Origin of the sequence: Sphingomonas sp. (assembly GCF_036677245.1) — a bacterium.
Lineage (GTDB): Bacteria > Pseudomonadota > Alphaproteobacteria > Sphingomonadales > Sphingomonadaceae > Allosphingosinicella.
In genome coordinates, this window is the sequence record NZ_JAKFCG010000083.1 from 1 (window position 1) to 22,594 (window position 22,594).

Annotated in this window: 23 protein-coding genes and 1 tRNA gene; 10 read left to right on the forward strand and 14 right to left on the reverse strand. The window is 64.9% G+C overall.

All coding sequences use genetic code 11. The annotated features are described in order from the left end of the window. Both V6M48_RS10020 and V6M48_RS10025 read left to right on the forward strand, forming a co-directional pair. Window positions 1-277, forward strand: a 277-nt coding sequence (locus V6M48_RS10020; protein ID WP_332812400.1) for a hypothetical protein, incomplete at its 5' end; no start/stop codon positions are given. A gap of 670 nt (window positions 278-947) precedes the next feature. Further along, window positions 948-1,496 (forward strand): hypothetical protein, encoded by a 549-nt coding sequence (locus V6M48_RS10025; RefSeq protein ID WP_332812401.1) that lies wholly within the window; start codon window positions 948-950, stop codon window positions 1,494-1,496. Here the strand turns inward: V6M48_RS10025 and V6M48_RS10030 are convergent. From V6M48_RS10030 to V6M48_RS10065, 9 genes are all read right to left on the reverse strand, one after another. Further along, on the reverse strand, window positions 1,493-2,833 hold the full coding sequence (locus V6M48_RS10030) for a hypothetical protein (protein ID WP_332812402.1): 1,341 nt from the start codon (window positions 2,831-2,833) through the stop codon (window positions 1,493-1,495). The two genes, V6M48_RS10025 and V6M48_RS10030, sit on opposite strands and share 4 nt — an antisense overlap. Before the next feature lie 112 nt (window positions 2,834-2,945). Further along, the gene (locus V6M48_RS12890) at window positions 2,946-3,206 is read right to left on the reverse strand and encodes a DUF6953 family protein (protein WP_443019081.1); all 261 of its coding nucleotides are present in this window, start codon (window positions 3,204-3,206) and stop codon (window positions 2,946-2,948) included. After that, window positions 3,203-3,391, reverse strand: coding sequence for a DUF2158 domain-containing protein (locus V6M48_RS10035; RefSeq protein WP_332812403.1), 189 nt, complete (start codon window positions 3,389-3,391; stop codon window positions 3,203-3,205). The genes V6M48_RS12890 and V6M48_RS10035 overlap by 4 nt, the downstream gene beginning before the upstream one ends. 194 nt (window positions 3,392-3,585) lie before the next feature. After that, window positions 3,586-3,661 (reverse strand) — tRNA-Lys (locus tag V6M48_RS10040). 141 nt (window positions 3,662-3,802) lie between these two features. Beyond that, window positions 3,803-4,915, reverse strand: a complete 1,113-nt coding sequence (gene rodA / locus V6M48_RS10045) for a rod shape-determining protein RodA (RefSeq protein ID WP_332812404.1) — start codon at window positions 4,913-4,915, stop codon at window positions 3,803-3,805. Continuing rightward, window positions 4,912-6,873, reverse strand: coding sequence for a penicillin-binding protein 2 (mrdA, locus tag V6M48_RS10050; protein WP_332812405.1), 1,962 nt, complete (start codon window positions 6,871-6,873; stop codon window positions 4,912-4,914). Before mrdA ends, rodA begins: the two co-directional genes overlap by 4 nt. Continuing rightward, window positions 6,870-7,385 carry a rod shape-determining protein MreD gene (gene mreD / locus V6M48_RS10055; protein ID WP_332812406.1) on the reverse strand — a complete coding sequence of 172 codons (516 nt, stop codon included), beginning with the start codon at window positions 7,383-7,385 and terminating at the stop codon, window positions 6,870-6,872. Before mreD ends, mrdA begins: the two co-directional genes overlap by 4 nt. Next, complete coding sequence (gene mreC, locus V6M48_RS10060; protein ID WP_332812407.1) at window positions 7,382-8,335, reverse strand: rod shape-determining protein MreC; 954 nt, start codon at window positions 8,333-8,335, stop codon at window positions 7,382-7,384. Before mreC ends, mreD begins: the two co-directional genes overlap by 4 nt. A 19-nt stretch (window positions 8,336-8,354) precedes the next feature. Next, a complete protein-coding gene (locus tag V6M48_RS10065) occupies window positions 8,355-9,395 on the reverse strand; it encodes a rod shape-determining protein (protein WP_332812408.1) in 1,041 nt (346 codons plus the stop codon). A 143-nt stretch (window positions 9,396-9,538) separates the two neighbouring features. Between V6M48_RS10065 and mutL the strand changes: the two genes are divergently transcribed. Beyond that, complete coding sequence (gene mutL, locus V6M48_RS10070) at window positions 9,539-11,317, forward strand: DNA mismatch repair endonuclease MutL (RefSeq protein WP_332812409.1); 1,779 nt, start codon at window positions 9,539-9,541, stop codon at window positions 11,315-11,317. Window positions 11,318-11,466: 149 nt separating this feature from the next. Here the strand turns inward: mutL and V6M48_RS10075 are convergent, their stop codons facing one another. Then, window positions 11,467-11,847 carry a hypothetical protein gene (locus tag V6M48_RS10075; RefSeq protein ID WP_332812410.1) on the reverse strand — a complete coding sequence of 127 codons (381 nt, stop codon included), beginning with the start codon at window positions 11,845-11,847 and terminating at the stop codon, window positions 11,467-11,469. A 424-nt stretch (window positions 11,848-12,271) separates the two neighbouring features. Between V6M48_RS10075 and V6M48_RS10080 the strand changes: the two genes are divergently transcribed. Then, a complete protein-coding gene (locus V6M48_RS10080; RefSeq protein WP_332812411.1) occupies window positions 12,272-12,961 on the forward strand; it encodes an alpha/beta hydrolase in 690 nt (229 codons plus the stop codon). Between the two features lie 102 nt (window positions 12,962-13,063). Next, window positions 13,064-13,783 (forward strand): class I SAM-dependent methyltransferase, encoded by a 720-nt coding sequence (locus tag V6M48_RS10085; protein WP_332812412.1) that lies wholly within the window; start codon window positions 13,064-13,066, stop codon window positions 13,781-13,783. 424 nt (window positions 13,784-14,207) lie between these two features. On the opposite strand, the gene V6M48_RS10090 is transcribed toward V6M48_RS10085, so the two are convergent. After that, complete coding sequence (locus V6M48_RS10090; RefSeq protein WP_332812413.1) at window positions 14,208-16,259, reverse strand: S9 family peptidase; 2,052 nt, start codon at window positions 16,257-16,259, stop codon at window positions 14,208-14,210. Between the two features lie 197 nt (window positions 16,260-16,456). Here V6M48_RS10090 and V6M48_RS10095 point away from each other — a divergent pair, with 197 nt between their 5' ends. Both V6M48_RS10095 and V6M48_RS10100 read left to right on the forward strand, forming a co-directional pair. Then, on the forward strand, window positions 16,457-17,458 hold the full coding sequence (locus V6M48_RS10095; protein WP_332812414.1) for a sensor histidine kinase: 1,002 nt from the start codon (window positions 16,457-16,459) through the stop codon (window positions 17,456-17,458). Window positions 17,459-17,585: 127 nt separating this feature from the next. After that, window positions 17,586-17,822, forward strand: coding sequence for a DUF6894 family protein (locus tag V6M48_RS10100; RefSeq protein WP_332812415.1), 237 nt, complete (start codon window positions 17,586-17,588; stop codon window positions 17,820-17,822). Between the two features lie 172 nt (window positions 17,823-17,994). Here the strand turns inward: V6M48_RS10100 and V6M48_RS10105 are convergent, their stop codons facing one another. Beyond that, window positions 17,995-18,246 (reverse strand): DUF6894 family protein, encoded by a 252-nt coding sequence (locus V6M48_RS10105; RefSeq protein WP_332812416.1) that lies wholly within the window; start codon window positions 18,244-18,246, stop codon window positions 17,995-17,997. Between the two features lie 243 nt (window positions 18,247-18,489). On the opposite strand from V6M48_RS10105, the gene V6M48_RS10110 reads away from it, so the two are divergent. Then, on the forward strand, window positions 18,490-19,233 hold the full coding sequence (locus V6M48_RS10110) for a Crp/Fnr family transcriptional regulator (RefSeq protein WP_332812417.1): 744 nt from the start codon (window positions 18,490-18,492) through the stop codon (window positions 19,231-19,233). 115 nt (window positions 19,234-19,348) lie between these two features. Beyond that, window positions 19,349-20,182, forward strand: a complete 834-nt coding sequence (locus V6M48_RS10115) for a Crp/Fnr family transcriptional regulator (RefSeq protein WP_332812418.1) — start codon at window positions 19,349-19,351, stop codon at window positions 20,180-20,182. Window positions 20,183-20,299: 117 nt separating this feature from the next. Here the strand turns inward: V6M48_RS10115 and miaA are convergent, their stop codons facing one another. Then, window positions 20,300-21,250 carry a tRNA (adenosine(37)-N6)-dimethylallyltransferase MiaA gene (miaA, locus tag V6M48_RS10120; RefSeq protein WP_332812419.1) on the reverse strand — a complete coding sequence of 317 codons (951 nt, stop codon included), beginning with the start codon at window positions 21,248-21,250 and terminating at the stop codon, window positions 20,300-20,302. On the opposite strand from miaA, the gene serB reads away from it, so the two are divergent. Then, window positions 21,243-22,121, forward strand: coding sequence for a phosphoserine phosphatase SerB (serB, locus tag V6M48_RS10125; RefSeq protein ID WP_332812420.1), 879 nt, complete (start codon window positions 21,243-21,245; stop codon window positions 22,119-22,121). The genes miaA and serB overlap by 8 nt on opposite strands. Window positions 22,122-22,218: 97 nt before the next feature. On the opposite strand, the gene V6M48_RS10130 is transcribed toward serB, so the two are convergent. Next, window positions 22,219-22,500, reverse strand: a complete 282-nt coding sequence (locus tag V6M48_RS10130) for a hypothetical protein (RefSeq protein ID WP_332812421.1) — start codon at window positions 22,498-22,500, stop codon at window positions 22,219-22,221. Window positions 22,501-22,594: the final 94 nt, after the last annotated feature.

The window sequence follows — 22,594 nt, forward strand, 5'->3', positions numbered from 1 at the left end:
GATGGATATTGATCGTGCGATGATCGCCGAAATGCGTGTCGCTGGTGAAGAAGGTCGCCACCCACAACCAACGCGCGGCCGCCGCGACCGTGCCCCGGCGGACGTGAGCTATTCCGGCGACACCGCTTGGCTGATCTCGGACCTGTCGAGCACCAGAGCACGGTCACGGTGCGTCGGCCGCGATGCTTCCGCCAGCTACGTAAAACCGATAGCGCGCTTTAGCCGGTTGAAAAAATTAGTGAACGCGTCATGGCTCGAACCGGGAACTCTAATTTAGAATTTCCGGCTTCAACTCGCCAAACTGCAGTTTTCTGCACTACGAAGAGCGGCAAAAAAGGAAACCTCGGGCAAGGGAACCAAAAACGATCTAAATGACCGCAGCAATGATAGTGACGCGCCAAATCGCCACAGCTGAATGCCCTTTGACACTCCAGCAATCGCCCGGTGATAACTAGAGCTGTTTGGCAGGAGTGATAATGGGCCAGGACGCGACAAGCTACCCACCGCGCGGTACGCGCCGAGCGGATGTGGAGGAGTTCCTCCGTCTGCTCGACTTTGAGCCTAATGGCAGATCGCGGGTGGGCGACCAGACGGCCTACGAGTTCTACTTTTTCAACGAGCGCGACTATCTTTCATGGGAGCCCGTTTGGGCGATTGTCACCGAAACTCATGGTGAGGTCCGCGTCGATACTCGCACTCGGATTTGGGCGGGCTGCTATGACGTGACTGTCCATAACGAGGTGTTGAGGCAGTTGCGGAAGCGGTTCGGTGGTTACTTTCGTTCGGACGAAGGCAAGAATCGGTACTTCTCCGTCTTTGCGCCGCCCGTCACACCGGCCCAATCGGGGTGCTACCAAGCGTTCACACGAGCCCGCTCCAATCTAGACAGAATCAAGAGGCTCCTACGGCGACAGCCAGAGGCTAAACGCCCTCCACGCAGTCACGGCGTGAGCGCTCTCGACTTGTCCCAGCTTGCGCTGGAGCCGGAGATTTTCGCAAACAATATGGCGATACCGTATTTAATCGCGATTCTTGAGGATTACTTCCGATCCACCTTCGTCGCGCTGCTTGCCTATTCTCCGCGCAAGCAGCAGGTCTTCAAGCGGGCGCGGCTATCCGCGGAGCAGCTGGAGGCGGTATCGGAGGGGCGTATGACTATAGAAGCGGCCGTCGCCCAAGGCTTCTCACTGCAGCGAGTTTCGATCGCGGGGCGCCATTTCGCAGAACTCGATCCGAAGATCGACCTGGGCGGAGAGCTCAGGCGCCCATTTCGCCGTCGGCGCGTCAGCATTTATGATGCGATGGAGCAACTCGTCGAGTTGAGGCACAGGATAGTTCATCGCGCCGAACAAGTGCATTCGCTAACGAATGAAGCCCTCGGAGACATGGTGCTACTGGCCGAGGCCTGTCTGGAGCGAGCTTATCGCCACATCACCGATTGCTACGGGTGGGACGCATACGATCACCACGCGTTCGGAATCACGCGAGGGCTCTAGAACCCAATCTTTTTCTCGATATAGGATTGCAGCACCCCGAGGGCGACGCCGCTGGCCTTATCGCCCAACTTGAACAGAAACGATTTTAGCTTCTGGCGGGCAGTGATCCGCGTCTCAGCCTTGGCGTCCGTGTCTTCAAGCTCGTAAACGGAAGATGTAAGCTCCGGCGCTTTTGAGCCCGCATGAATTCTAATGAGCTCTAGGAGCTGTGCCGGTTCCGGACCAAAGTTCTGGGTCCCAGAAACCTCTTGCGCAACGATGCCTGTTACATGTGAGATTATCTGTGGTTGGAGGTTGACGGTTATCGACCCGGCCTGAACTGTCGGTGCCGCGAGGAGCGTCAGTGGCGACACAGCAGTGGCCTGGGGAATGATTTCATCTACGAGTTGCTGAACCGCTTCGAGCTCCGCAGGTGAGCGAACCTCGTCCGCTAGCTCGGCCTCCATTCGGTGCCGAATTGAAAGGACCTTACGCTCCCGCTCATGGCGAAGGTCGATTTGCAGCCGTCGAGCCTCTTTCGCGTAGCGTTCCACGATGTCGTGGATCAACCGGTTGTCGATGTGCAACCGTGAGAGGGATTGGTGTGCGGCATCCGGGTCCCTGGCGCAATCATCCAGGAATTGGGAGAACTGCTCGAACTGCTCCGGCAGCGTGGAAGGTGACAGCGTATGATCTCCGAAGAACTCATACACAACGCCGTGACGCGTCGACGACTGCTCGTGACGCACGGATAGTCCGCTCACGCGGTTCAAATAATCACGGAAGAGCTGGAGTATCTTCTCCGCCTCGCCTGCCCACATGCGACCGTTTGGCATGTAGATCCTGAACAGCAGATGGCGAGCCGTGGCGTCGACAAACTCAGAAGAGATGACGCTTAGTTCGGCGTTTCGAGCGTAGGTAACGATATTGAGTCCGGCCGCCTCCATGAGGTCGGCCATTTTAGATCTTACCTCAGGCGCTAGCTTGCCGAAGAACTGGTCGTCCCATCCACCGATCCCGCCGAGATAATCATCGGCGTAGGTGTGCTTGCCAGTGAAAAAGGACTCATGGATGAAGACGATGTGGGGATTGCGCGCTATCGCTTCGAGCATCTGTGGTACATAATTGATGTGGGACCGTGAGTTCATCACCCCGAACGTGTGATTGGTGAACTTCGCAATGGTGCCCGCTAGGTTCTCGTTTGCGAGGAACCGCCCGATCTTGTCCCAATTCTCCACATTCGATTCGAGCTGCTTCCGCTTGTAAGGCACGCCCGCTGTGATGAGCTTATCCGTGACGCCTTCTCGGGCCGTGGCGCCTAGGAAAAGAAAAAATGGGCCTTCGAACTCGCTGCTCATCGTTCCTCCGGCCGGAGTGAGTGCAGCGGCGAGACCGGCGCTGCAAGCAAATTTGGGTTAAGTAGTCGCTCGCGCGAACTGCTTGCTTGAGGTGCGTAGTGTTTTCGACCAACTACGGCGCTAAGCGCCCCCGCTCATCCCCAGCCTCGCGTAGGCGCCAATGCAACCCTGATCGAGACCAAACTATGTCGGGCGGGTTCAACTTCTTAAATGCCTTCAGCACGCTCGGCGCGACGACAGGATTCCCACGATCGTTGTAGGCAATGAGGTCCGGATGCGCTGACTCCAAGCGGGCGATGACTTCGGCGTGATCAAGATAATCGTTCACTCGAATCTCATTAGCGATCCAGGCCGCAGCTTCGTCCGGCGTCACCCCGCATCATCCTTCCAGGTCTCCAAGCCGCCGTGAGCAAACTGCTCTCGATGACGCTTGTTTCCAACCCACCAGATGCAGTGGTATCTTGTTTCATCGCCCGGCCATTCAAAAACCTGGTCGACTACCATCTTCGGGCCGCCGGCCTTCGATTTCACCAAATCCCCGATATTAAACTTAGCCATGACTTTCACCTTCGCCAAACGCACATGGTGACTGCTGATCTTCGTTCAAGAAGCGGGCAACGCGCTCATCGCGCTCATGATCAAGTCGGCGCCCTACCGTGGCGCTTTCGAACTTTAGTGGCGGGACCGGCCCGGTCCCGATTTCGAAATCTGAAGTTTCATCACAACAGTTGCAACGAATTACTAGGAAAATATGGTGGACGCACCAGGGCTCGAACCTGGGACCCGCTGATTAAGAGTCAGCTGCTCTACCAACTGAGCTATGCGTCCATGCCGATGAGGCAGGCGCCGCGGGTCGATCCGCTGCGGCGCGGCGTGCCCGCTACCATGCGTTCGGCGGCGATGCAATGGCCGCGGCGCAGTCCACCGCGCGCGGCGGCCGGCGGGCGCGCGGCCTCACGTCCGCCGGGCCTACCGCCGCCGGCTGTCGCGGCGGTTGTCGCGGTCGATCGCCATCAGCACGCCCAGGCACATCATCACGGTCAGCATCGCCGAGCCGCCGTAGGAGAAGAGCGGCAGCGGGATGCCGACCACGGGCGCGAGGCCCATCACCATCATCAGGTTGATCGCGACGTAGAAGAAGATCGTCGTGGTGAGGCCGGCGGCGGTCAGCCGCTCGAAGCGGCCCTTGGTGTCGAGCGCGACCGCGATGCCCCAGCGGATCACCAGGAAGAAGCAGGCGATCAGGAACAGCCCGCCCATCAGCCCCCATTCCTCGGCCATCGACGCGAAGACGAAGTCGGTATGGCCTTCGGGCAGATAATCGAGATGGCTCTGGGTGCCGTTGAGGAAGCCCTTGCCGAACAGCCCGCCCGATCCGATCGCGATCTTCGACTGGCTGATGTGATAGCCCGCGCCCAAGGGATCGGCTTCGGGATCGAGGAAGATGGTGACTCGGCGCTGCTGGTAATCGTGCAGGAAGCTGTATGCGACCGGGATGATGATCACCACCGCGGTCAGGCCGCCGATGAACAGCCGCAGCGGCAGGCCGGCGAGGAACATGATCGTGAGCCCGCCGAACACCACCATCGATGCCGTGCCGAGATCGGGCTGGATCAGGATCAGGGAGGCGGGAATGCCGATCAGCAGGCCGGCCGGCCAGATCGCGCTCCACTTGCGGATCTCGCCGGGGGGCAGCAGATCGTAGAAGGCCGCGACCGCAAGGATGATCACCGGCTTCATCAGCTCGGAAGGCTGCAGGGTGATGAAACCGAGATTGATCCAGCGCTGCGCGCCGCCGCCGACGAAACCGAGGATCTCGACCAGGATCAGCAGCACCAGCACGATCGCATAGGCCGGGAAGGCGATCGCCTTGAAGCGGCTCGGGCGCAGGTAGGACAGGCAGATCGCCAGCCCCATGAACGCGACGAAGCGCATCGCATGCGGCAGCGCCCAGGGAGTCAGCGATCCGCCCGCCGCCGAATAGAGGACGAGCGCGCCGAACGTCCCGATCGCAGTGACCAGGAAGATCAGCCGCCACGGCAGATGCGCGATCGGCGCGGGAACGAGCGAGTTGGTGCTCATGCCGGAGTCGCGGCTCCGCCGGTGGATGGGGGGGCCGGCCCAGTGCTAGGCGGGGTTCCAGGTGCTGCGCCCTTGGGTGGCTGGGCGGCAAGCCAGCGCTGGGCGCGGCGCTCCATCCGCTCGGCGATGCTTCCGCCCCAGCCTTCCTCGAGCTTGGCGAGCGATTCCATCGCCTGCGGCCGATCGAACAAATAGGTGAGCACGTCCTTGGCGACCGGCGCCGCCGCGCGCGAGCCGCCCATGCCATGGTCGATCACCACCGATCCCGCGTATCGCGGGTTGACGACCGGCGCGAAGAACACGAACAGGCCGTGGTCGCGATATTTCCAGTCGCCGCTCTGGCCGCGCTGGCCGCTGGCGATGCGCCGCACCTGCGCGGTGCCGGTCTTGCCGCCCATCTCGATGCCGGGGACGACCAGCTTGCTGCGGCCCGCGGTGCCGGCGCCGTTGACCACCTCCCACATGCCGTGGCGGACCTTGTCGAAATGGTCCGGGGCAAAGGGCAGGGGCTCGCCGGGCTTGCCCTTGCCGATCAGCCGCGGCTCGACGTGTCGGCCGGACGCGATCCGCGCCGCCATCACCGCGAGCTGGAGCGGGTTCACGATCACATAGCCCTGGCCGATCACCGCGTTCAATGAATCCGAATGGGTCCACTCCTGGTTGTATTTCTTCTTCTTCCAGGCGCTGTCGGGGACCGTGCCGTAGCTTTGCGAGACGACCGGCAGATCGTATTTCTCGCCAAGCCCGAGGCTGCGCGCCATCTTTGCGATGGTGTCGTAGCCGACGCGGTGCGCCATCGCGTAGAAATAGCTGTTGCAGCTGCGCGCGATCGCACGGTGGAGGTTCATCGGCCCGTGCCGGCCGAGGCAGCGGAAGAAGCGGTTGCCGAGCTGATAGCCGCCGCCGCAATAGACGATGTCCTCGGGGTCGACGCCGGCGCCGAGCAAAGCCATCGCGGCCATCGGCTTCAACGTCGATCCGGGCGGGTAGAGCGCGTTCAACGTCTTGTTGTTCAGCGGCCGGCGTTCGTCCTGCGACAGCATCTTCCATTCGTTCTGGCTGATGCCGTCGGAGAAGCTGTTGGGATCGTAGGCCGGCATCGAGGCCATGCAGAGCAGGTCGCCGGTCTGGCAATCGAGCACCACCACCGATCCCGATTCCTCGCCCATTCGGCGCGCGGCATAGGCCTGCAGCCCGGCGTCGATCGTCAGCGGCAAGGTGCCGCCGCTGGTATCCGACAGGGTCGAAAGCTCGCGCACCAATTTGCCGCGCGCGGTGACCTCGAGCCGCTTGGCGCCGGGCTTGCCGCGCAGCCTCTGCTCCATCACCTTCTCGAGCCCTTCCTTGCCGATCCGGAAGCCGGGCGTGATCAGCAGCGGGTTCTTCTCCTTCTCATATTCTTCCTTGTTGGCGGCGCCGACATAGCCGACGAGATGGCCGACCGCGGCGCCGTCCGGATAGAAGCGGCTGAAGCCGCGCAGCGGCGCGACGCCGGGCAGCTCGGGCAGGCGGACGGTGACCGCGGCATATTTCTCGAAGCTCAGATTCTCGGCGACCGGCACCGGCTGGTAGCCGGCGGCGCGCTTGAGCTCGACCTTGATCCGCTCGACCTCGTCCGCCGGAAGCTCGAGCAGGCGCGCCAGCTCCCCGATGACCTTGTCGGCATCCTCGATCTGGTCCTTGAAGATATCGATGCGATAGTCGCTGCGGTTGATCGCGATCGGCTGGCCGGCGCGGTCGACGATCCAGCCGCGCCGCGGCGGCACCAGCATCAGCTGGACCCGGTTGCTCTCCGCCATCAATTTGTAGCGCTCGTTCTCGGCGATCGAGATCCACGCCATCCGCCCGGCGAGCAACGCCGCGATCCCGGCCTGGCCGGCGCCGAGCACGAGCGCGCGGCGCGTGAACGTATAGCTTTGCGAAGTCTCGGTGATGATCGAGGAACCGCGTCGATTCATCGCGACAGGCGCCATCGGTCGAGGGTCAGGATGATGCGGGCGACGACCGGGAAGGCGAGCACCGAAAGCCCGATCTGCGGCAGCATCACGACGAAATTGATGTCGCTGCCCAGCTTGCGGCCGATGTACCAGCAGCCGAACGTGTAGAACAGGATCGCCAGGGTCGCGGCCAGCCAGTCGATCAGATAGTCGCGCCACACCAGCCGGCTGTCCATCATCTCGAAGACGAGGAACGTCGCGGTCCACAACGCCATCGACTGGCCGAGCGGATGGCCGGCGACGAGGTCGTTGAACAGGCCGAGCGGAAGCGCGGTCGTCGCCGTCCACAATTCGGGCCGCAGCAGCCGCCACGCGACCAGAACCAGGAACGCGAAATCCGGGATGAACGGCGAGGTGACCACGATCGGCAGCGCCGCCAGCAGGCAGGCGGCGATGGTCGTGATCAGCGGCACATATTCGCGCCGGGCGTGGTGCATCCGCACGTCGGCGCGCGAGGCGGCGATCCGGCTCATCGGGCGGTTACCGTGGCGCTTTGGGCCGTGGCGCTCTGGGCCGGGCTCTGGGCCTGCTCCGGTGCCGGTTCGGCCGCGGCTTCGCGCGGCGCTTCGAGCCGCTCGGCGGTTTCCTGGTAGATCTCCTCGACGATCGCATAATCGACCCGCGCCGGATTGGCGATCGGACGCGCGATCGTATCGTCGCGGGTGGTGCTGAACACCACCGCGACCGGGATGTTGGGCGGATAGATGCCGCCGGTTCCGGAGGTCACGAACACGTCGCCGCGATGGAAGCGATTGGCGCCGACTTCGAGCGGCTTGATGTCGATCGTGCCGTCGCCGCGCCCGGTGGCGAGCGCGGGCGTGCCGTCGCGCACCAGCCGCACCGGCACGTTGCTCGATCCGTCGGTGACGAGCAGCACCCGGGACGCGAAACGCCCGGTCTCGAGCACCCGGCCGATCAGCCCGTCGGGCCCGCGCACCGGCTGCCCGACGCGGACGCCCTTGGCGAAGCCGGCGGAGAGGGTCGCGAGCCTGCGCGCCGACGCGTAGCTCGAGCCGATGATCCGCGCCGCGGTGACCTCATTGTCGAGCTCGTGCGACAGGCCGAGCAGGCTCTTGAGGCGCTTGTTCTCGACCTCGAGCGCACGCGCGTGGAGCAAGGTCCGCCGCGTCGCCGCGAGCTCGCGCTTGAGCCGGGCGTTCTGCGAGGCGGCGAACAGATAATTGCCGATCGTATCGCCACTGTTGGCGACGCCGCGGACAACGGTGCGGCCGCCGGCGCTCAACGGCGCGGTCGCATCGAGCGCGCCGCCGCGCAGCGCGCTGAAGCCGCGCGGATCGATCATCGCGATGATCAGCAGCAGCACCGCGAACAGGATTCCGGCGACCGCAACGACATAGCCGATGAACAGTCCAAATTGCGCCCTGCGGGAAAAGCCCGGGCGCCGGGTCGAAGGCGGCGCCATATCCTATCTCGGCCCTGCTTCAGGCGGTCTGCAGCACGCCGCGGAAAATCTCCTCCTCGAGCGCGCGGCCGGTGCCGAGCGCAACGCAGGTGAGGGGATCGTCCGCGACCGTGACCGGCAAACCCGTCTCGTCGCGCAGCACTTCGTCGAGGCCGTGCAGCAACGCGCCGCCGCCGGTCAGGACGATGCCCTGGTCGACGATGTCGGCGGCGAGCTCGGGTGCGGTGTTCTCGAGCGCGATGCGAACGCCCTCGATGATCGTCCCGACCGGCTCCGACAGAGCTTCGGCGATCTGGCGCTGGTTGATCGTGATCTCCTTGGGCACGCCGTTGACGAGGTCGCGGCCCTTGATGTGGACGATCGCGCCGTCGCCGTCGGCCGGCGGCTTGGCGGTGCCGACCTGCTGCTTGATCCGCTCGGCGGTGGCTTCGCCGATCAGGAGGTTGTGGTTGCGCCGGACGTAGGAGGAGATCGCCTCGTCCATCTTGTCGCCGCCGACCCGCACGCTGGTGGTGTAGGCCAAACCGCGCAGCGAGAGCACGGCGACCTCGGTGGTGCCGCCGCCGATGTCGACCACCATCGAGCCGATCGGCTCGGTGACCGGCATGTCGGCGCCGATCGCGGCCGCCATCGGCTCCTCGATCAGCCACACCTGGCGCGCGCCGGCGTTCGAGGCGGCGTCGCGAATCGCGCGGCGCTCGACCGAGGTCGAGCCCGAGGGGACGCAGATCACGATTTCGGGCCAGCGCGGGAAGCGGCGCGGGCCGTGGACCTTCTGGATGAAATGCTTGATCATCTGCTCGGCGACATCGATGTCGGCGATGACGCCGTCGCGCAGCGGCCGGATCGCCTCGATCTGGTCGGGGGTCTTGCCCATCATCAGCTTGGCGTCGTCGCCGACCGCCTTGACCCGCTTGACGCCGTTGATCGTCTCGATCGCGACCACCGAGGGCTCGTTCAGCACCACGCCGCGGCCGCGGACGTAGACCACCGTGTTCGCCGTCCCGAGATCGATGGCCATGTCGTGCGAAGGGAATTTGAGAAACCGGAAAAATGACATTGGCGAGGTCTCGCTTCCTTGATTCGCGGTGCCGGAAAGCCCCCCGGCGTTAACCATGGTTGCTCTATACGGTCACACCGCCTCCTGCGTCCACAAACACTTACCGCCTCGCAGAGCGATGCGGCTTGGTCTATGATCAGGCGATGTCGATACGCCGACTTCCTGAACATCTCGTCAACCGCATTGCCGCCGGCGAAGTGGTCGAGCGGCCGGCGAGCGCGCTCAAGGAACTGGTCGAAAATGCGATCGACGCTGGTGCCACGCGGATCGCGATCACATTGGCCGGCGGCGGCGTGGATCGCATCGAGGTCAGCGACGACGCGTGCGGCATGAGCGCCGATGAAATGGCGCTCGCGCTCGAGCGGCACGCGACCTCCAAGTTGCCGGGCGAAGCGATCGACCAGGTCACCACCCTTGGCTTTCGCGGCGAGGCGCTGCCGTCGATCGCCAGCGTCGCGCGGCTGCGGCTCGAAAGCCGGGTGCGCGGCGCCGACGGCTGGATGCGGCTGGTCGACAACGGTCGGTTGGAAGGCGAGGGGCCGGCGGCACTCCCGCCCGGCACGCGCATCTGCGTCGAGGATCTGTTCGCCAAGGTGCCGGCGCGGCGCAAGTTCCTGCGCTCGGCGCGCTCCGAATTCGCCGCCTGCCTCGATGTCGTCAAGCGCCTGGCGATGGCGCGGCCCGATATCGGCTTCACGGTCGATCATGACGGGCGGCGCAGCCTCGCGGTGCAGCCGAGCGAGGATCGCCCCGCCCGCGTCGCGGGGCTGACCGACCGCGGCCTCGCCGACAACAGCATCGGCGTCGATTACGAGCGCGGCGGCGCCCGGCTCGGCGGCGTCGCCGGCCTGCCGACCTTCAATCGCGGCGTCGCCGACCATCAATTCCTGTTCGTCAACGGCCGGCCGGTCAAGGACCGGCTGCTGATCGGCGCGGTCCGCGCCGCCTATCAGGACATGCTCGCGCGCGACCGCCATCCGATCGTCGCCTTGTTCGTCGAGCTTGCCGGCGACGAGGTCGACGTCAACGTCCACCCCGCCAAGACCGAGGTGCGCTTCCGCGACCCGGCCAACATCCGCGGCCTGATCGTCGGCGGGCTGCGCCACGCGCTCGACACCGCCGGTCACCGCAGCGCCCAGCAACCGTCGGCGGCGGCGCTCGGCCAGTGGCGGCAGGAGCCGTTCGCGCCGCAGCCGATGCACACGGGCTCGGGCCCAGGCTCCGGCACCAATTTCATCCGTCCGCCGGCGCAGCGCAGCGTCTGGGACGATCATGCCGCTTACGCGCCGCCACCGGCCGCGCGCGGCGAGGTTGCGCGCGACCCACCGCTCCCTGGCGGGAGCTATCCGCTCGGCGTCGCGCGCGGCCAGGTTGCCGCCACCTATATCGTCGCCGAAGCCGACGACGGGCTGGTGATCGTCGACCAGCATGCCGCCCACGAACGTCTGGTGCTCGAGCGGATGCGCAAGGCGATGGCCAATGGCGGCGTCGCGCGCCAGGCCCTGCTGCTGCCCGAGGTCGTCGAGCTCGATGAGCCGGCCTGCGACCGGCTCGAGGCGCGGCTGGCGGAGCTTGCCGAATTCGGGCTCGAGCTCGAACGCTTCGGCGCCAAGGCGATGCTGGTGCGCGCAACCCCGGCGCTGCTCGGCAACGGCGACGTCAAAGGCCTGGTCACCGATCTCGCCGACGAGCTCGCCGCTTATGACGAGGCCTTGAGCCTCAAGGAACGGCTCGACCATGTCGCCGCGACGATGGCCTGCCACGGCTCGGTCCGCGCCGGCCGCATCCTCGCGGTCGCCGAGATGAACGCGCTGCTCCGCGAGATGGAAGTGACCCCGCACTCCGGCCAGTGCAACCATGGCCGGCCGACCTGGGTGAAGCTCGGCCACGGCGACATCGAGAAATTGTTCGGACGGAAATAAGCGACGCGGACCCCGTGTCGGCAGCTCACCGGCGCCCACGGGACGCGGTTATGAGCCTTCGATAACCAAGGACAACGCGCCGGCGCGCTCGGGCTTGCGCCCGTCTACGTCAAGCTCGTCCCGGGCGTCCCGCGCCGCCGATCGGGCGATCACATGATGACGTTGATCGCGCTCGCATTGGCGGAATCGACGCCGCTCCCGGTCAGCTTGCCCTTTTGGCAGGTCACGTCGCTCGTGAACGACGACGTCGCGCCAACCGGCAGCGGCCGGACATCGAGCAGCGCCGAATGGGCTCCGAGCGATCGGCCGCCGTTGTTGAGTATGTCGATCGTGACTTGTCCGGACTCGATGGGAAGTCTGCCCGTGTTCTGGAACGTGCCGATGAAGCGGCAATTCGGCTTGCCATTCTCTCCGGTGAAGTTGAGCAAGGTCAACTGCCGTGACGTATCGATCGGCGCCGGAGCGCTTTCTTCGCTTTCTCCACAAGCCGCCAATGCGGCGGTAAGCGCGAACAAGATTATTCCCCTCATCCCCGGTCTCCTAAATCCATCGGGCCCCTTTTTCCTGCCCGATGAGAAGGTGGATAATCACTCATAATCGCGGCGATTGCTACGCAAATATCGAGGCAGGAAGCGAGATCGTCGGAGGTCCTGAAAAGAGCGTTTTCCGGGGCCCGCGTTGGTCATTCCGTTCATCGCTGCCTGGGCAGACGACTCAAACGGATCAATAAGCGATCGCCGGTCGCGGCGTCATGACTGAAAGCTATTTACACACCCCCGGCCCACACTTAGCGCACGGGCTCCACCAACGGTCGAGCAGTATGGGCAATCCGAAGTTCATCACGATCAGCGATCCTGCCTCTGCTTGGCGATCGAACGCGCACAGGCAGGCTGGATTTACCGCGAGGTGACCACCACATGCTGGCGACTGAACCCCTGATCGAGTGAGAGTGGATTGAAGATCGTCAACGGCTCCAGCCTGCAACCCTTGTCCGGCGGAGCGCCCAAGCAGATCGTGATGCTCCTCCATGGCTACGGCTCCAACGGCGCCGACATGATCTCGCTGGCGCCGCACTGGCGGCAGGCGTTGCCCGACGCCTTGTTCCTTGCGCCCAACGCGCCGCAGCGGTGTGGCGGCGTCGCATCGGGCTTTCAATGGTGGGAGCTTGCGGTGTTCACGCCGCAGGCGCTGGCCGCGGGTGCCGCCGCCGCGGCGCCGGCGATCGACGACTTCATCGCGAGGAAGCTCGAGCAATATGGCCTCACCGAGGCGGATCTGGCGCTGGTCGGCTTCAGCCAGGGGACGATGATGGCGCTCCACGTCGGCCTTCGCCGCGAACGCCAGCTGGCCGCGATCGTCGGCTATTCGGGCGCCATCACCGGCACCGCCGAGCTGTCCCACCAAGCGATCACCACGCCGCCGGTGCTGCTCGTCCACGGCTCGGCCGATCCGATCGTGCCGGTCTCCGCGCTCCACGCCGCCGAAGCCGAGCTGCGGCGGCTGGGGGTGGACGTCGCCACGCACGTCTCGCCCGGCCTCGCCCACAGCGTCGATCCCGACGGCCTGCGGCTCGGCCGCGATTTCGTGGTGAAGGCGCTCACCGGATCGAGCGCCGCCGCGACCGACGCGACGATCGACTCCTGAACGCAGTCGTGAAAGCCTGCGCGAACTCAGGGGGGCGGCAGCCGCCGCCCGCTGGGCCGCCCTCGATTGCCGACGGCCCATCGCCAGGGTAGCGTTTCGCGAATGACGCAGCCCCCATCTGATCCCGACCATGGCCGCGCAGGTCTGTTTCGGCTCTTCGCAGGCGATGCCGGACCGGCGCGCGAGCCAATCCACGTCACCAATGCGGCGCTACCCGAACTTCCCCCAAACGCCTTCTCGAGGATCGACGAGAGCGACGATGTGGTGTTCTACGCACCGCCGCGGCTGGTGACCCATATCGACGCCGGCGCGATCGCGGCGCTGAGCGATTTCTACCGGTCGATCGTGCCGAAGGACGGGGTGGTGCTCGATCTGATGTCGAGCTGGGTGAGCCACCTGCCGGAGGATCTGCCGCTGGCCGAGGTCATCGGCCACGGCATGAACGCGCAGGAACTGGCCGCCAATCCGCGGCTGACGCGATGGTTCGTCCAGGATCTCAACCGCGACCCGATATTGCCGCTCCCCGACGGCGGCTGCGACGCCGCCTTGTGCTGCGTCAGCGTCCAATATCTTCAGAGACCGGTCGAAGTCTTCGGCGACGTGCGCCGCCTGCTCCGGCCGGGCGCGCCATTCGTCGTCAGTTTTTCCAACCGCACCTTCCCGACCAAGTCGGTCGCGGTCTGGCGGTCGCTCGATCTCCAGGGTCGTGCCGCGCTGCTCCGCCTCTATTTCGAGCGCGCCGGCTTTTCGTCAGTGATGGCGCATGTTCTCGCCGACGGGAGGCAGGGCGATCCGCTGATCGCCGTCGTCGGCCGCGTCTAGAGTCTGAATCATCTGCCCTGAATCAATTGGGGATTCCGAAGGTGGTTGAGTCGTGATTCAACCTGCTGGCTGGAGCATGTGGTCATTATTGCGCATATGCGAGCATCGCATGGACCCCAGCTTTCGCTGGGGTGACGGGGTAGGGGGCTCAAGGCCGCCGGTGGGCAGGAAGTGCGGTTGGCGGCGACGGTCCTGCCCAATCCCGTCCTGCCAGCGCAGGCTGGCATCCAAGCGATCCTTGGGAAAGTCGCCTTCCCACCCCACGAGTGCGCCGCCTACCTCAGAAACTCGGGTTACGCTTCAACATGGATGGATCAGACTCTAGAGGATCGTGCGCAAAAGTGGGAACCGGTTTTGCGCAGAAAACGATGCGGTAACAAACGATTAGAGCGGGATGCATGATCCCGATATCGTGCAGTCCGCTCTAGTTTCCGCTGGCGGTGAGGAACGAGGCGATCTTGCCGAGCATGTCGGTGCGGGCGCGGGAATCGTCGAGATCGTGCTCGAGCCCTTTGTAGACGATGAGCTCGCTTTTCGCGCCGAGCGAGCGCAGCTTCGAGTCCATCTTGCGCGCCTGCTGGACCCCGACGTTGATGTCCATGTCGCCGTGGAACATCAGCACCGGCACCTTGATCCGCTCGGCATTCTGGAGCGGCGAGCCTTCGCGGATGTGCGGGCCCGAGCCGACCTCTTCGGCGACGAGATTCCCGTGGGTGTAGTCCTGCGCCTCGTTCTTGACGAGCCCGAGATCGGTGACCGGCGCGATCGCGACCACGGCCTTGAACAGATCCGGCTGCAGGATCGCCGATTGCAGCGCGGCATAGCCGCCATAGGACCAGCCGACGATCGCCAGCCTGGCGGGATCCGCGAGGCCCTGCGCCACCAGCCAGCGGCCGGCCGCGGTGACGTCGCCGATCGACGTCCGCCAGCTCTTGAAGCCATTGGTCTTGAGCCAGGCGTCGCCGAACCCGGCCGAGCCGCGGTAATTGGGCTGGAGCACGGCATAGCCCTGGTGGGCGAGGAATTGCGCCAGCCAGTCGAAGCCCCATTCGTCGCGCGCGCTCGGCCCGCCGTGGGGGAGCACCACCGCCGGCAAGCCTTTCGCATTCTCCTTGCCGGGCGGGATGGTGAGATAGGCCGGGATCGCCGTGCCGTCCTCGGCCGGATAGGATATCGGCCTGACCTTCGCGAGCGCCACATTCTCGAGCTCGGGGCGCGCCAGCATCGTCTCGTTGAGCGTGCGCTTCGCCTTGTCGTAGACGAAATAGCGACCCGGATCGGTATCGCTTCCGGCGAAGATCAGCAATTTGTTGTTATCCCGCGACGACGCGACGAACTTGACCAGCGGCAGATTGGGGATGGCTTTTCCGAGCGCGCCGGCGAGCTTCGCGAATTCGGGATCGAAATAGATGACGTCCCGCCGTTCCTCGGCGAAGGTCGCCCCGATCACCCGGGCGCCGCGTCCGATCCGCACGACCCCGTCGACGTCGACCCTGTCGTTCTTGTAGACCAGCTCGGTGGCCATCGAACCGTCCAGCTTGACCCGATAAAGCGCCTTCCGCCCGTCGAGATTCTTGAGGACATAGGCCGAGTTGGTGGTCGCATCGACCGCGATCGGCTCCATCTCCGCACCGACCTGTCCGCCGCGTTCCTGCCATGTCGAGAATGGCAGCCAGGCGTCGGAGTCCGACTTGCGATAGTGATAGTCCACCCGCGAGACGAGCATGCCGGTGCTTGCGCGGACCGGGCGAAATCTTTTGATGCGAACTTTTCCCCGGCCGTCGCTGATGAACAAATCGGCGTTCCTCATCGCGCCTTCGACCCTGGTCACCTTCATCGACCGCACGTCGATGCGGTCGACGCCGAGCCCGTCTTCGCGACGGACGATATTGCTGCCGGTCTTGCCGGCCTCGGGGACATATTCGCGCGCCATCAGCACCGCGCCGTTTTCGTCGGGAAGCCAATCGATGATGTTGCCGTCATACTGGCGGATGCCGGCGTCGTAGGAGCTGCTGCTTTGGCCGAGCTGTTTGGCGTTCCTGCCGTCGGTGTCGATGGCGAGCAGCCGCGAGAATGGGAGCAGCAGGCCCGCGGAGTTGACCATCCCGCCGACACGGCAGATCAGGCGATCGTTGCTGACGAACGCGCACCAGGCCAGCCGTTCCGGATCGCCGCTCGATCGTGTCACCAGCGTCGGTGCGCCGTCGGCGAGGCTCGCGACATAGACCTCGGTCGAGCGGCCCGGACCGGGCGAGAGATAAACGACCCTGCTGCCATCCGGCGAGATGTCGATATGTCCGACGCCTTCGCGCGCGCCGAAAGCGGCGGCAGAAGATTTGGGAGCCGAAGATTTCGGGGCCGACGACGGGGTGGGGGCCGACGTCCCCTGGGCGGCGCCCTGTGCCGCGCCATGTGCCGCGGTCGCAGCAACACAAATTCCGGCGAGCGCCGCGATGATCCATGTCTGGTTGCGCATTCCGTCCCCCCGACTCTGCAACCGGCAGCGTATCGCGACCGCGGTCCAGCGCAACAACGGATGGCGCCAAATTGGCGGAGGCGCGCGATCGTTACGGGCGTAGCCACGGGCCGCGAATTGGCCTAGTTGCGATTGGTCCGCCGGATGTGCCCACCGAACACCGGCGCTCAGTCATGCCAGCCTTTCGAGGAACCCACTTGTTCGCAGGAGACTCCCCGCTCCAGGTTTGGGGCCCTGACCATCTTCGCCTCGCGATCGACGCGGCATGCGTCGCCTTGTGGTCGTGGAACGTCGATGACGGCCGCTTCGCGATGGACGAGCGGGCATTCGACTTGTGGGGCCTGCCGTGGGCGGCAAGCGTCGAATTCGAGGAATTGTCCGCGCATATCCATCCGGCTGATCGCGACCGCGTTCGCGCCGCGTTCGAAGCGACGCGGTCGGTCGCCGGTTCCTATGAGATCGATTTCCGCATCATGATCGGCGACGACATACGCTGGGTCTCGGCGCGCGGGCAGGGCGCCGATGCAGGCATCGTCGAGCGGTCGATGTTCGGCATCTTCCTCGACGTGACCGGCCGCAAGCAGGCCGAAGAGGGAAGCGAGCTGCTCGCCGGGGAAATGAGCCACCGCGTCAAGAACCTGCTGGCGATCGCTGCTGGGTTGACCGAGCTCACTTCGCGCTCGGCGGGATCGATCGAGGACATGACGCGCGAGTTGATGCAGCGCCTCACGTCGCTGGGCCGGGCGCACGATCTGGTCAGGCCGCTCCCGGGCCATCAAGGCACTGCGGCGCTGCTCGGTGATCTGCTCGCAATCCTGTTGTCGCCCTATGAGGACAGCGGCGCCTTCTCCGGGAGGATCCGCGTTGCCGTCCCGCGCATGGGCGTTGGAGAATCGGCCGCCACGACCCTGGCCATGGTCGTCCACGAACTCGCCACCAATTCGGTGAAGCATGGCGCGCTGTCCGTGGCCGCCGGGACGCTCGACATCTCCGGCCGCACTGAAGACGATGATCTGTACCTGATCTGGGCGGAGAGCGGCGGGCCGGCGATCGATCGGCGGCCGGAGATGCAGGGGTTCGGCAGCAAGATGATCCTGCGCAGCATTCAAAGCCAATTCGGCGGCGCGCTCGACTATGAATGGAACCAATCGGGTCTGGTGGCCACCTTGCGCATGCGCAAGTCCCGCATGGAGCGATAGCCGCTCACGCCCTACCAAATGTGGACGCGGCCCGCTTAACCTAGGAAAGTCACCGGTCGTGGAACCTGCGATAAGGATCGGCGCTGAAGGCGGTGCTAGGGGACGTCGTCCTTTTTAAGGGGGATGTATGCGTTACTTCTTTCACCTCCGCGAGCCCGGGGGTTATGTCGTCGACCACGAGGGGCTCGAGCTTGGCTGCATCGACGCGGTCAGAACCGCCGCGACATGCGGCGCCCGATCGATCATTGCCGACGAGATATTGAGGGGCAGCCTGCCGCTCGCCACCATCCTCGAGGTCGAGGATGAGCACGGCCGCCGCGTGCTCGAACTGCCGTTTAGCGAGACCGTGCGCGTGGATGGCTGAGCCGCGCGACTGGATTGCAGCGTCGTGAGCCTGGTCGATGTCGCGGGCTTGATCGGGCTCTGTTCAAGTTCGCTAGTGATTTCAAGTCAGGTGGAACACCTGACGACTCGGAAAATCACGGAAAACAAAGAGAATTAGACTCAATTCCGGTTCAATCAAACCGGGATTGAGTCTAGCGTAAGCCGGCTGGAACGATCGTTATCGCATCCGCAAATTCGATCGTGTGGACGATGGTGCGCGCTTCGTCCTCGACGTCGATACGCTGGTCCAGCCTGATGTGCCCGGCCTGGGCATCGGCGCTGATGATCGATCGCGCTTCGAGGAGAGCAGCTTGCACGACCGAGGCGAGGCCTTCGAGCCGCCTTCCTTCCTCGTCGATCAGGATGTCGATGCCGTCGCGCAGGTGGAAATAATAAAGCGTCATATCAGCTCGCATCTCGGGCGGGAGCACGAGGCCCTCAGCCGGTGAGGCCCACGGCCAGTTCGACGGTGAAGCGACCATAGCAGATAAGCGGAAGCAATCATAAGTTTATGATAAACTTTTAGAACATTTGTTGAGTGGCGCTTGCCGCCATGTGTTATGGTGGGCCATCGCCAAAACGCTGTTCTGGGCTTTGGCGACTGAGAGAGACCTGGTGCTCCCGCCCTTCGCAAGTGGGAGTATCTCGTGGAACGCGCCAATCATCCTCTGGAGCTGCTCGTGCGCAACCTCCAGCTGCGTTCGCACCTGCCCAAAAAGGATCGTGAGGCGGTGCTGGCACTGCCGTTCACGTTGCGCACGCTCGAGGCTTCCACCTATATCGTCCGCGAGGCGGACTCGCCCGAATTTTGCACCGTCCTGGTCTCCGGTTTCGCCTTTCGCCAGAAGCTCACCGGCGATGGCGCAAGGCAGATCATTGCCATCCACATCCCCGGCGACGCGCTCGACTTTCAGAATCTGTTCCTCGACGTCTCCGATCACAGCATCCAGATGCTGACCCGGGGTGAGGTCGCATTCGTGCCGCGCGCCGCCATGCAGGATCTCGCCCGCGGCCGCGCCGCCGTCGGCCATGCCATATTGGTGAAGATCCTCGTCGAGGCGTCGATTTTCCGCGAATGGGTCCTCAACGTCGGCCGGCGCAATTCGCGCAGCCGGTTGGCGCACGTTCTTTGCGAGCTCGGCGTTCGCCTCGAAGCCCAAGGATTGGCGGACGAATATGGCTATGAGCTGCCGATGACGCAGGAGCAGCTCGCGGATGCGCTCGGCCTGACCCCGGTGCACGTCAATCGGACGTTGAAGACGCTCGAAGCCGAGGGGCTCATCCAGCGCACCAAGCGCAACATCAGCTTTCCCGACTGGAATCGCCTGCGCACGATCGCCGATTTCAACCAGCGCTACCTCCACCTCGAGCCGCAGCAATCGGGCAGATAGCGCACCCGCCTCGGCTATTCCTTTGGAGTGGCCCCACCTTATCCTATGATGTAAATCAACAAGGAACCTAGGTTAGCCTTGCGTTCCGGCTTTCCGCTCAGGAGTGGAGATCGCCATGGCAAACCCGCTGACGATGAAGCTGGAGCAATTCACCCGCTTCGATCCGGAAGAGCGGCAGCGCCTGGAGCAATTGCTGAGCTACCCGACGAAAAGCTACGCGCGGGGGCGGGACATCGTCCGCCAAGGCGAGAAGGTCGACGACATCCACCTTGTCCTCACCGGGCTCGCGGCGCGATCGAAGACGCTTCGCAGCGGCGCCCGGCAGTTCATGGCGCTGCTGGTCCCTGGCGATCTCTGCGATGTCGAGGTGTTCATCCTCGAAGGCATGGACCATGACATCGTCGCTTTGACGGACACCGTCTGCGTCCTCATTCCCGCCAAGATCATCGAGGGGCTGCTGACCGAGTCGACCACCCTGACCAAGGCTTTGTGGTGGAGCACGATGACCGATTCAGCCGTGCTTCGCGAATGGATCGTCGACCATGGCAGTCGCACATCGGTCGAGCGCATCGCCCATCTGATGTGCGAGATGTTGATCCGCTATCGCATCGTCGGCGAGACGACCGACAACAGCATCCCGTTCCTGCTGACGCAGGAAGAACTGGCCGATGCCACCGGCATGACCCCGGTCCACGTCAACCGCATGATCCAGCAGCTCCGCGCGGACGGGCTGATCGACCTGCATGGCAAGGTGCTGATCATCCTCGACCCTCAGGGGCTGCAGAAGGTCGCCAAATATGACAGCTCCTATCTCCACCTCGTTAGGACCGAGCGCAGGGACAGCGAGGTTTGCGGCCGCGCGGGCGATCTCGTCACCGCATCGGCGCGCGGAATGCTCCACGACGCTGCCGAAAAGGTGAAGTCGATGTTCGGGGCGGCGCAAGGCTGAACCCCGCGGCGGAGCTAGAGCATCGTGCGCAAAAGTGGGAACCGGTTTTGCGCAGCAAACGATGCGGTAACAGAGGATAAGAGCGGGATGCGTGATCCAGGTATCGCGCATTCCGCTCTAGCCGGGTGTGACTGCCTCCAGAGCTACGGCAACGGCCGCCTCGTCGTCGAGCGGGTCGCGCAGGCGCGGCCAGTCGGCCGGAGGTTGGCGCGAAAACCAGGTATATTGGCGCTTGGCATATTGGCGGGTCGCGGCCTGGCCTTGCCTGAGCGCCTGCTCGGGCGTCGCCTCGCCCGTAAGCAAAGCGGCGAGCTCGCGCACCCCGATCGCGCGCATCACCGGCAGCAAGGGGTTGAGGTCGCGGTCGAGCAGCCGCCGGACTTCCTCGAGCCCGTCTTCGCGCATCATTTCGGCGAAGCGCTCGTCGCATCGTTGGATAAGCCAGTCGCGCGGCGGGAGCAGGATCAGCGGGCGGAGCGAGACCTGGTCGGCGATGCCGCCGCTGCGATGCTGGTGCCAGTCGGCGAGCGGCGTGCCGGTCGAGCGCACCACTTCGAGCGCGCGGGCGACCCGCGTCGTGTCGCTCGGCCGCAGGCGTTGCGCGGCCGCCGGGTCCTCGCGCCGGAGCGCCTCGAAGCTGTGCGACACCGGCATCGCGCGCACCGCGGCGCGGATGTCGGGATCGATCTCGGGCACCGGCGCGATCCCTTCGAGCAGGGTGCGGAGGTACAGCCCGGTGCCGCCGACCAGGATCGGCAGCTTGCCCGCGCGATGGGCCTCGAACACGGCGTGGCGGGCATCCTCCGCCCAGTCGGCCGCCGAGCAGGGGATTGCGCCGTCGCGCGTGCCGTAGAGGCGGTGCGGCGCCCTCGCTTCGTCGGCCGCGCTCGGCCGCGCGCTGAGGATGGCGAGGTCGCGATAGACCTGCGCGCTGTCGGCGTTGATCACCACCCCGTTTGCCGCTTCGGCGAGCGCGAGCGCCAAAGCCGACTTGCCCGAGGCGGTTGGCCCCGCGATAAGCGCCAGCGGCGCCGCGAGGGGCGCAGGCGAAGGGGTATCGATGTTCATTGCCACGCTGATAGCAAAGGATCGGCTTTCGAGCGGCGAAATTTCGAGCGCTGAAGATGCGCTCGCCGCGGCCGGGGTGCACAGCTTCGGGCGGAGCTGGATCGAGGCCAATGTCGCCTGCGACCTGCTCTTTTCCACCGCGCCGCAGCGCGCGCGCGCGACGCTCGAAGGGCTGCTGGACGGCGTCGACGTTGTCGTTCAGGGCGAGGCCGGCCGGCGCAAGAAATTGCTGATCGCCGACATGGATTCGACGATGATCACGATCGAATGCATTGACGAGCTTGCCGATTATGCCGGGATCAAGCCGCAGATCGCCGAGATCACCGAGCGCGCGATGCGCGGCGAGCTCGATTTTGAGGCGGCGCTCGAGGCGCGGGTGGGGCTGCTCAAGGATCTCGGCGAGGAGATGATCGAGCGCTGCCACGCCGAGCGGGTCAAGCTCAGCGGCGGTGCGCTCTCGCTCGTGCGGACGATGCGGCGCGAGGGCGCCACCACCTTGCTGGTCTCGGGCGGCTTCACCCATTTCGCGGACCGGGTCGGCCGCGACCTCGGCTTCGAGCGCGTCATCTCGAACCGCCTAGGGCTCGCCGGCGGCAAGCTCGACGGCACCGTCGCCCGCCCCATCGTCGGGGCGCAGGCCAAGAAGCAGGCCTTGATCGAAGCCGCGGCCGCGGCGCAGATCGATCTTGCCGATGCGCTCGCGGTGGGCGACGGCGCCAACGACATTCCGATGATCGAGGCGGCCGGGCTTGGCGTCGCTTATCATGCCAAGCCGAAGACCGCCGCCGCGGCGGCGGCGCGGATCGAGCATTGCGACCTTGGCGCCTTGCTCTACGCCCAGGGCTACGCCCGGGCCGAATGGGAGGTTTAGCCCCAATCCCGATTGGTTGAACCGGGATTGAGGCTAAAGTTCCTTGTTTTCCGTGATTTCCGAGTCGTCAGGTGGTTCCCCCTGACTTGAAATCACTTCAGGCTGGCCGGCTCATGTCGGAGGTGATCGCGGCGAGCGCGAAGGCGACCGAATGTTCGCCGCAGGCGAAGCCGATCTCGACGCCGCCGTTCGAGACCGCGCGTACGATGCCGGCGATCGCGCCGGCGTCGGGATGATGAAGCTCGACCGCGCTGCCGAGCGAGGGGCGGGCGTTGGTCTCGAGCGTGGCGCCGGTCGCCGAGACCGTACGCAAGGCCGCGGGCATCGGCTGGCCGGCGATCAGCACGCACATCCGCCGCCTGCGCCAGCGCGACGCCATTGCCGTCGCTCTGAGCTTGCGCGGTGCCGACATTCTTCGCCCCCAATGTTCTGGTCACAGGTCCGGCCGATATTCCGGACAATGTGCTGATAGG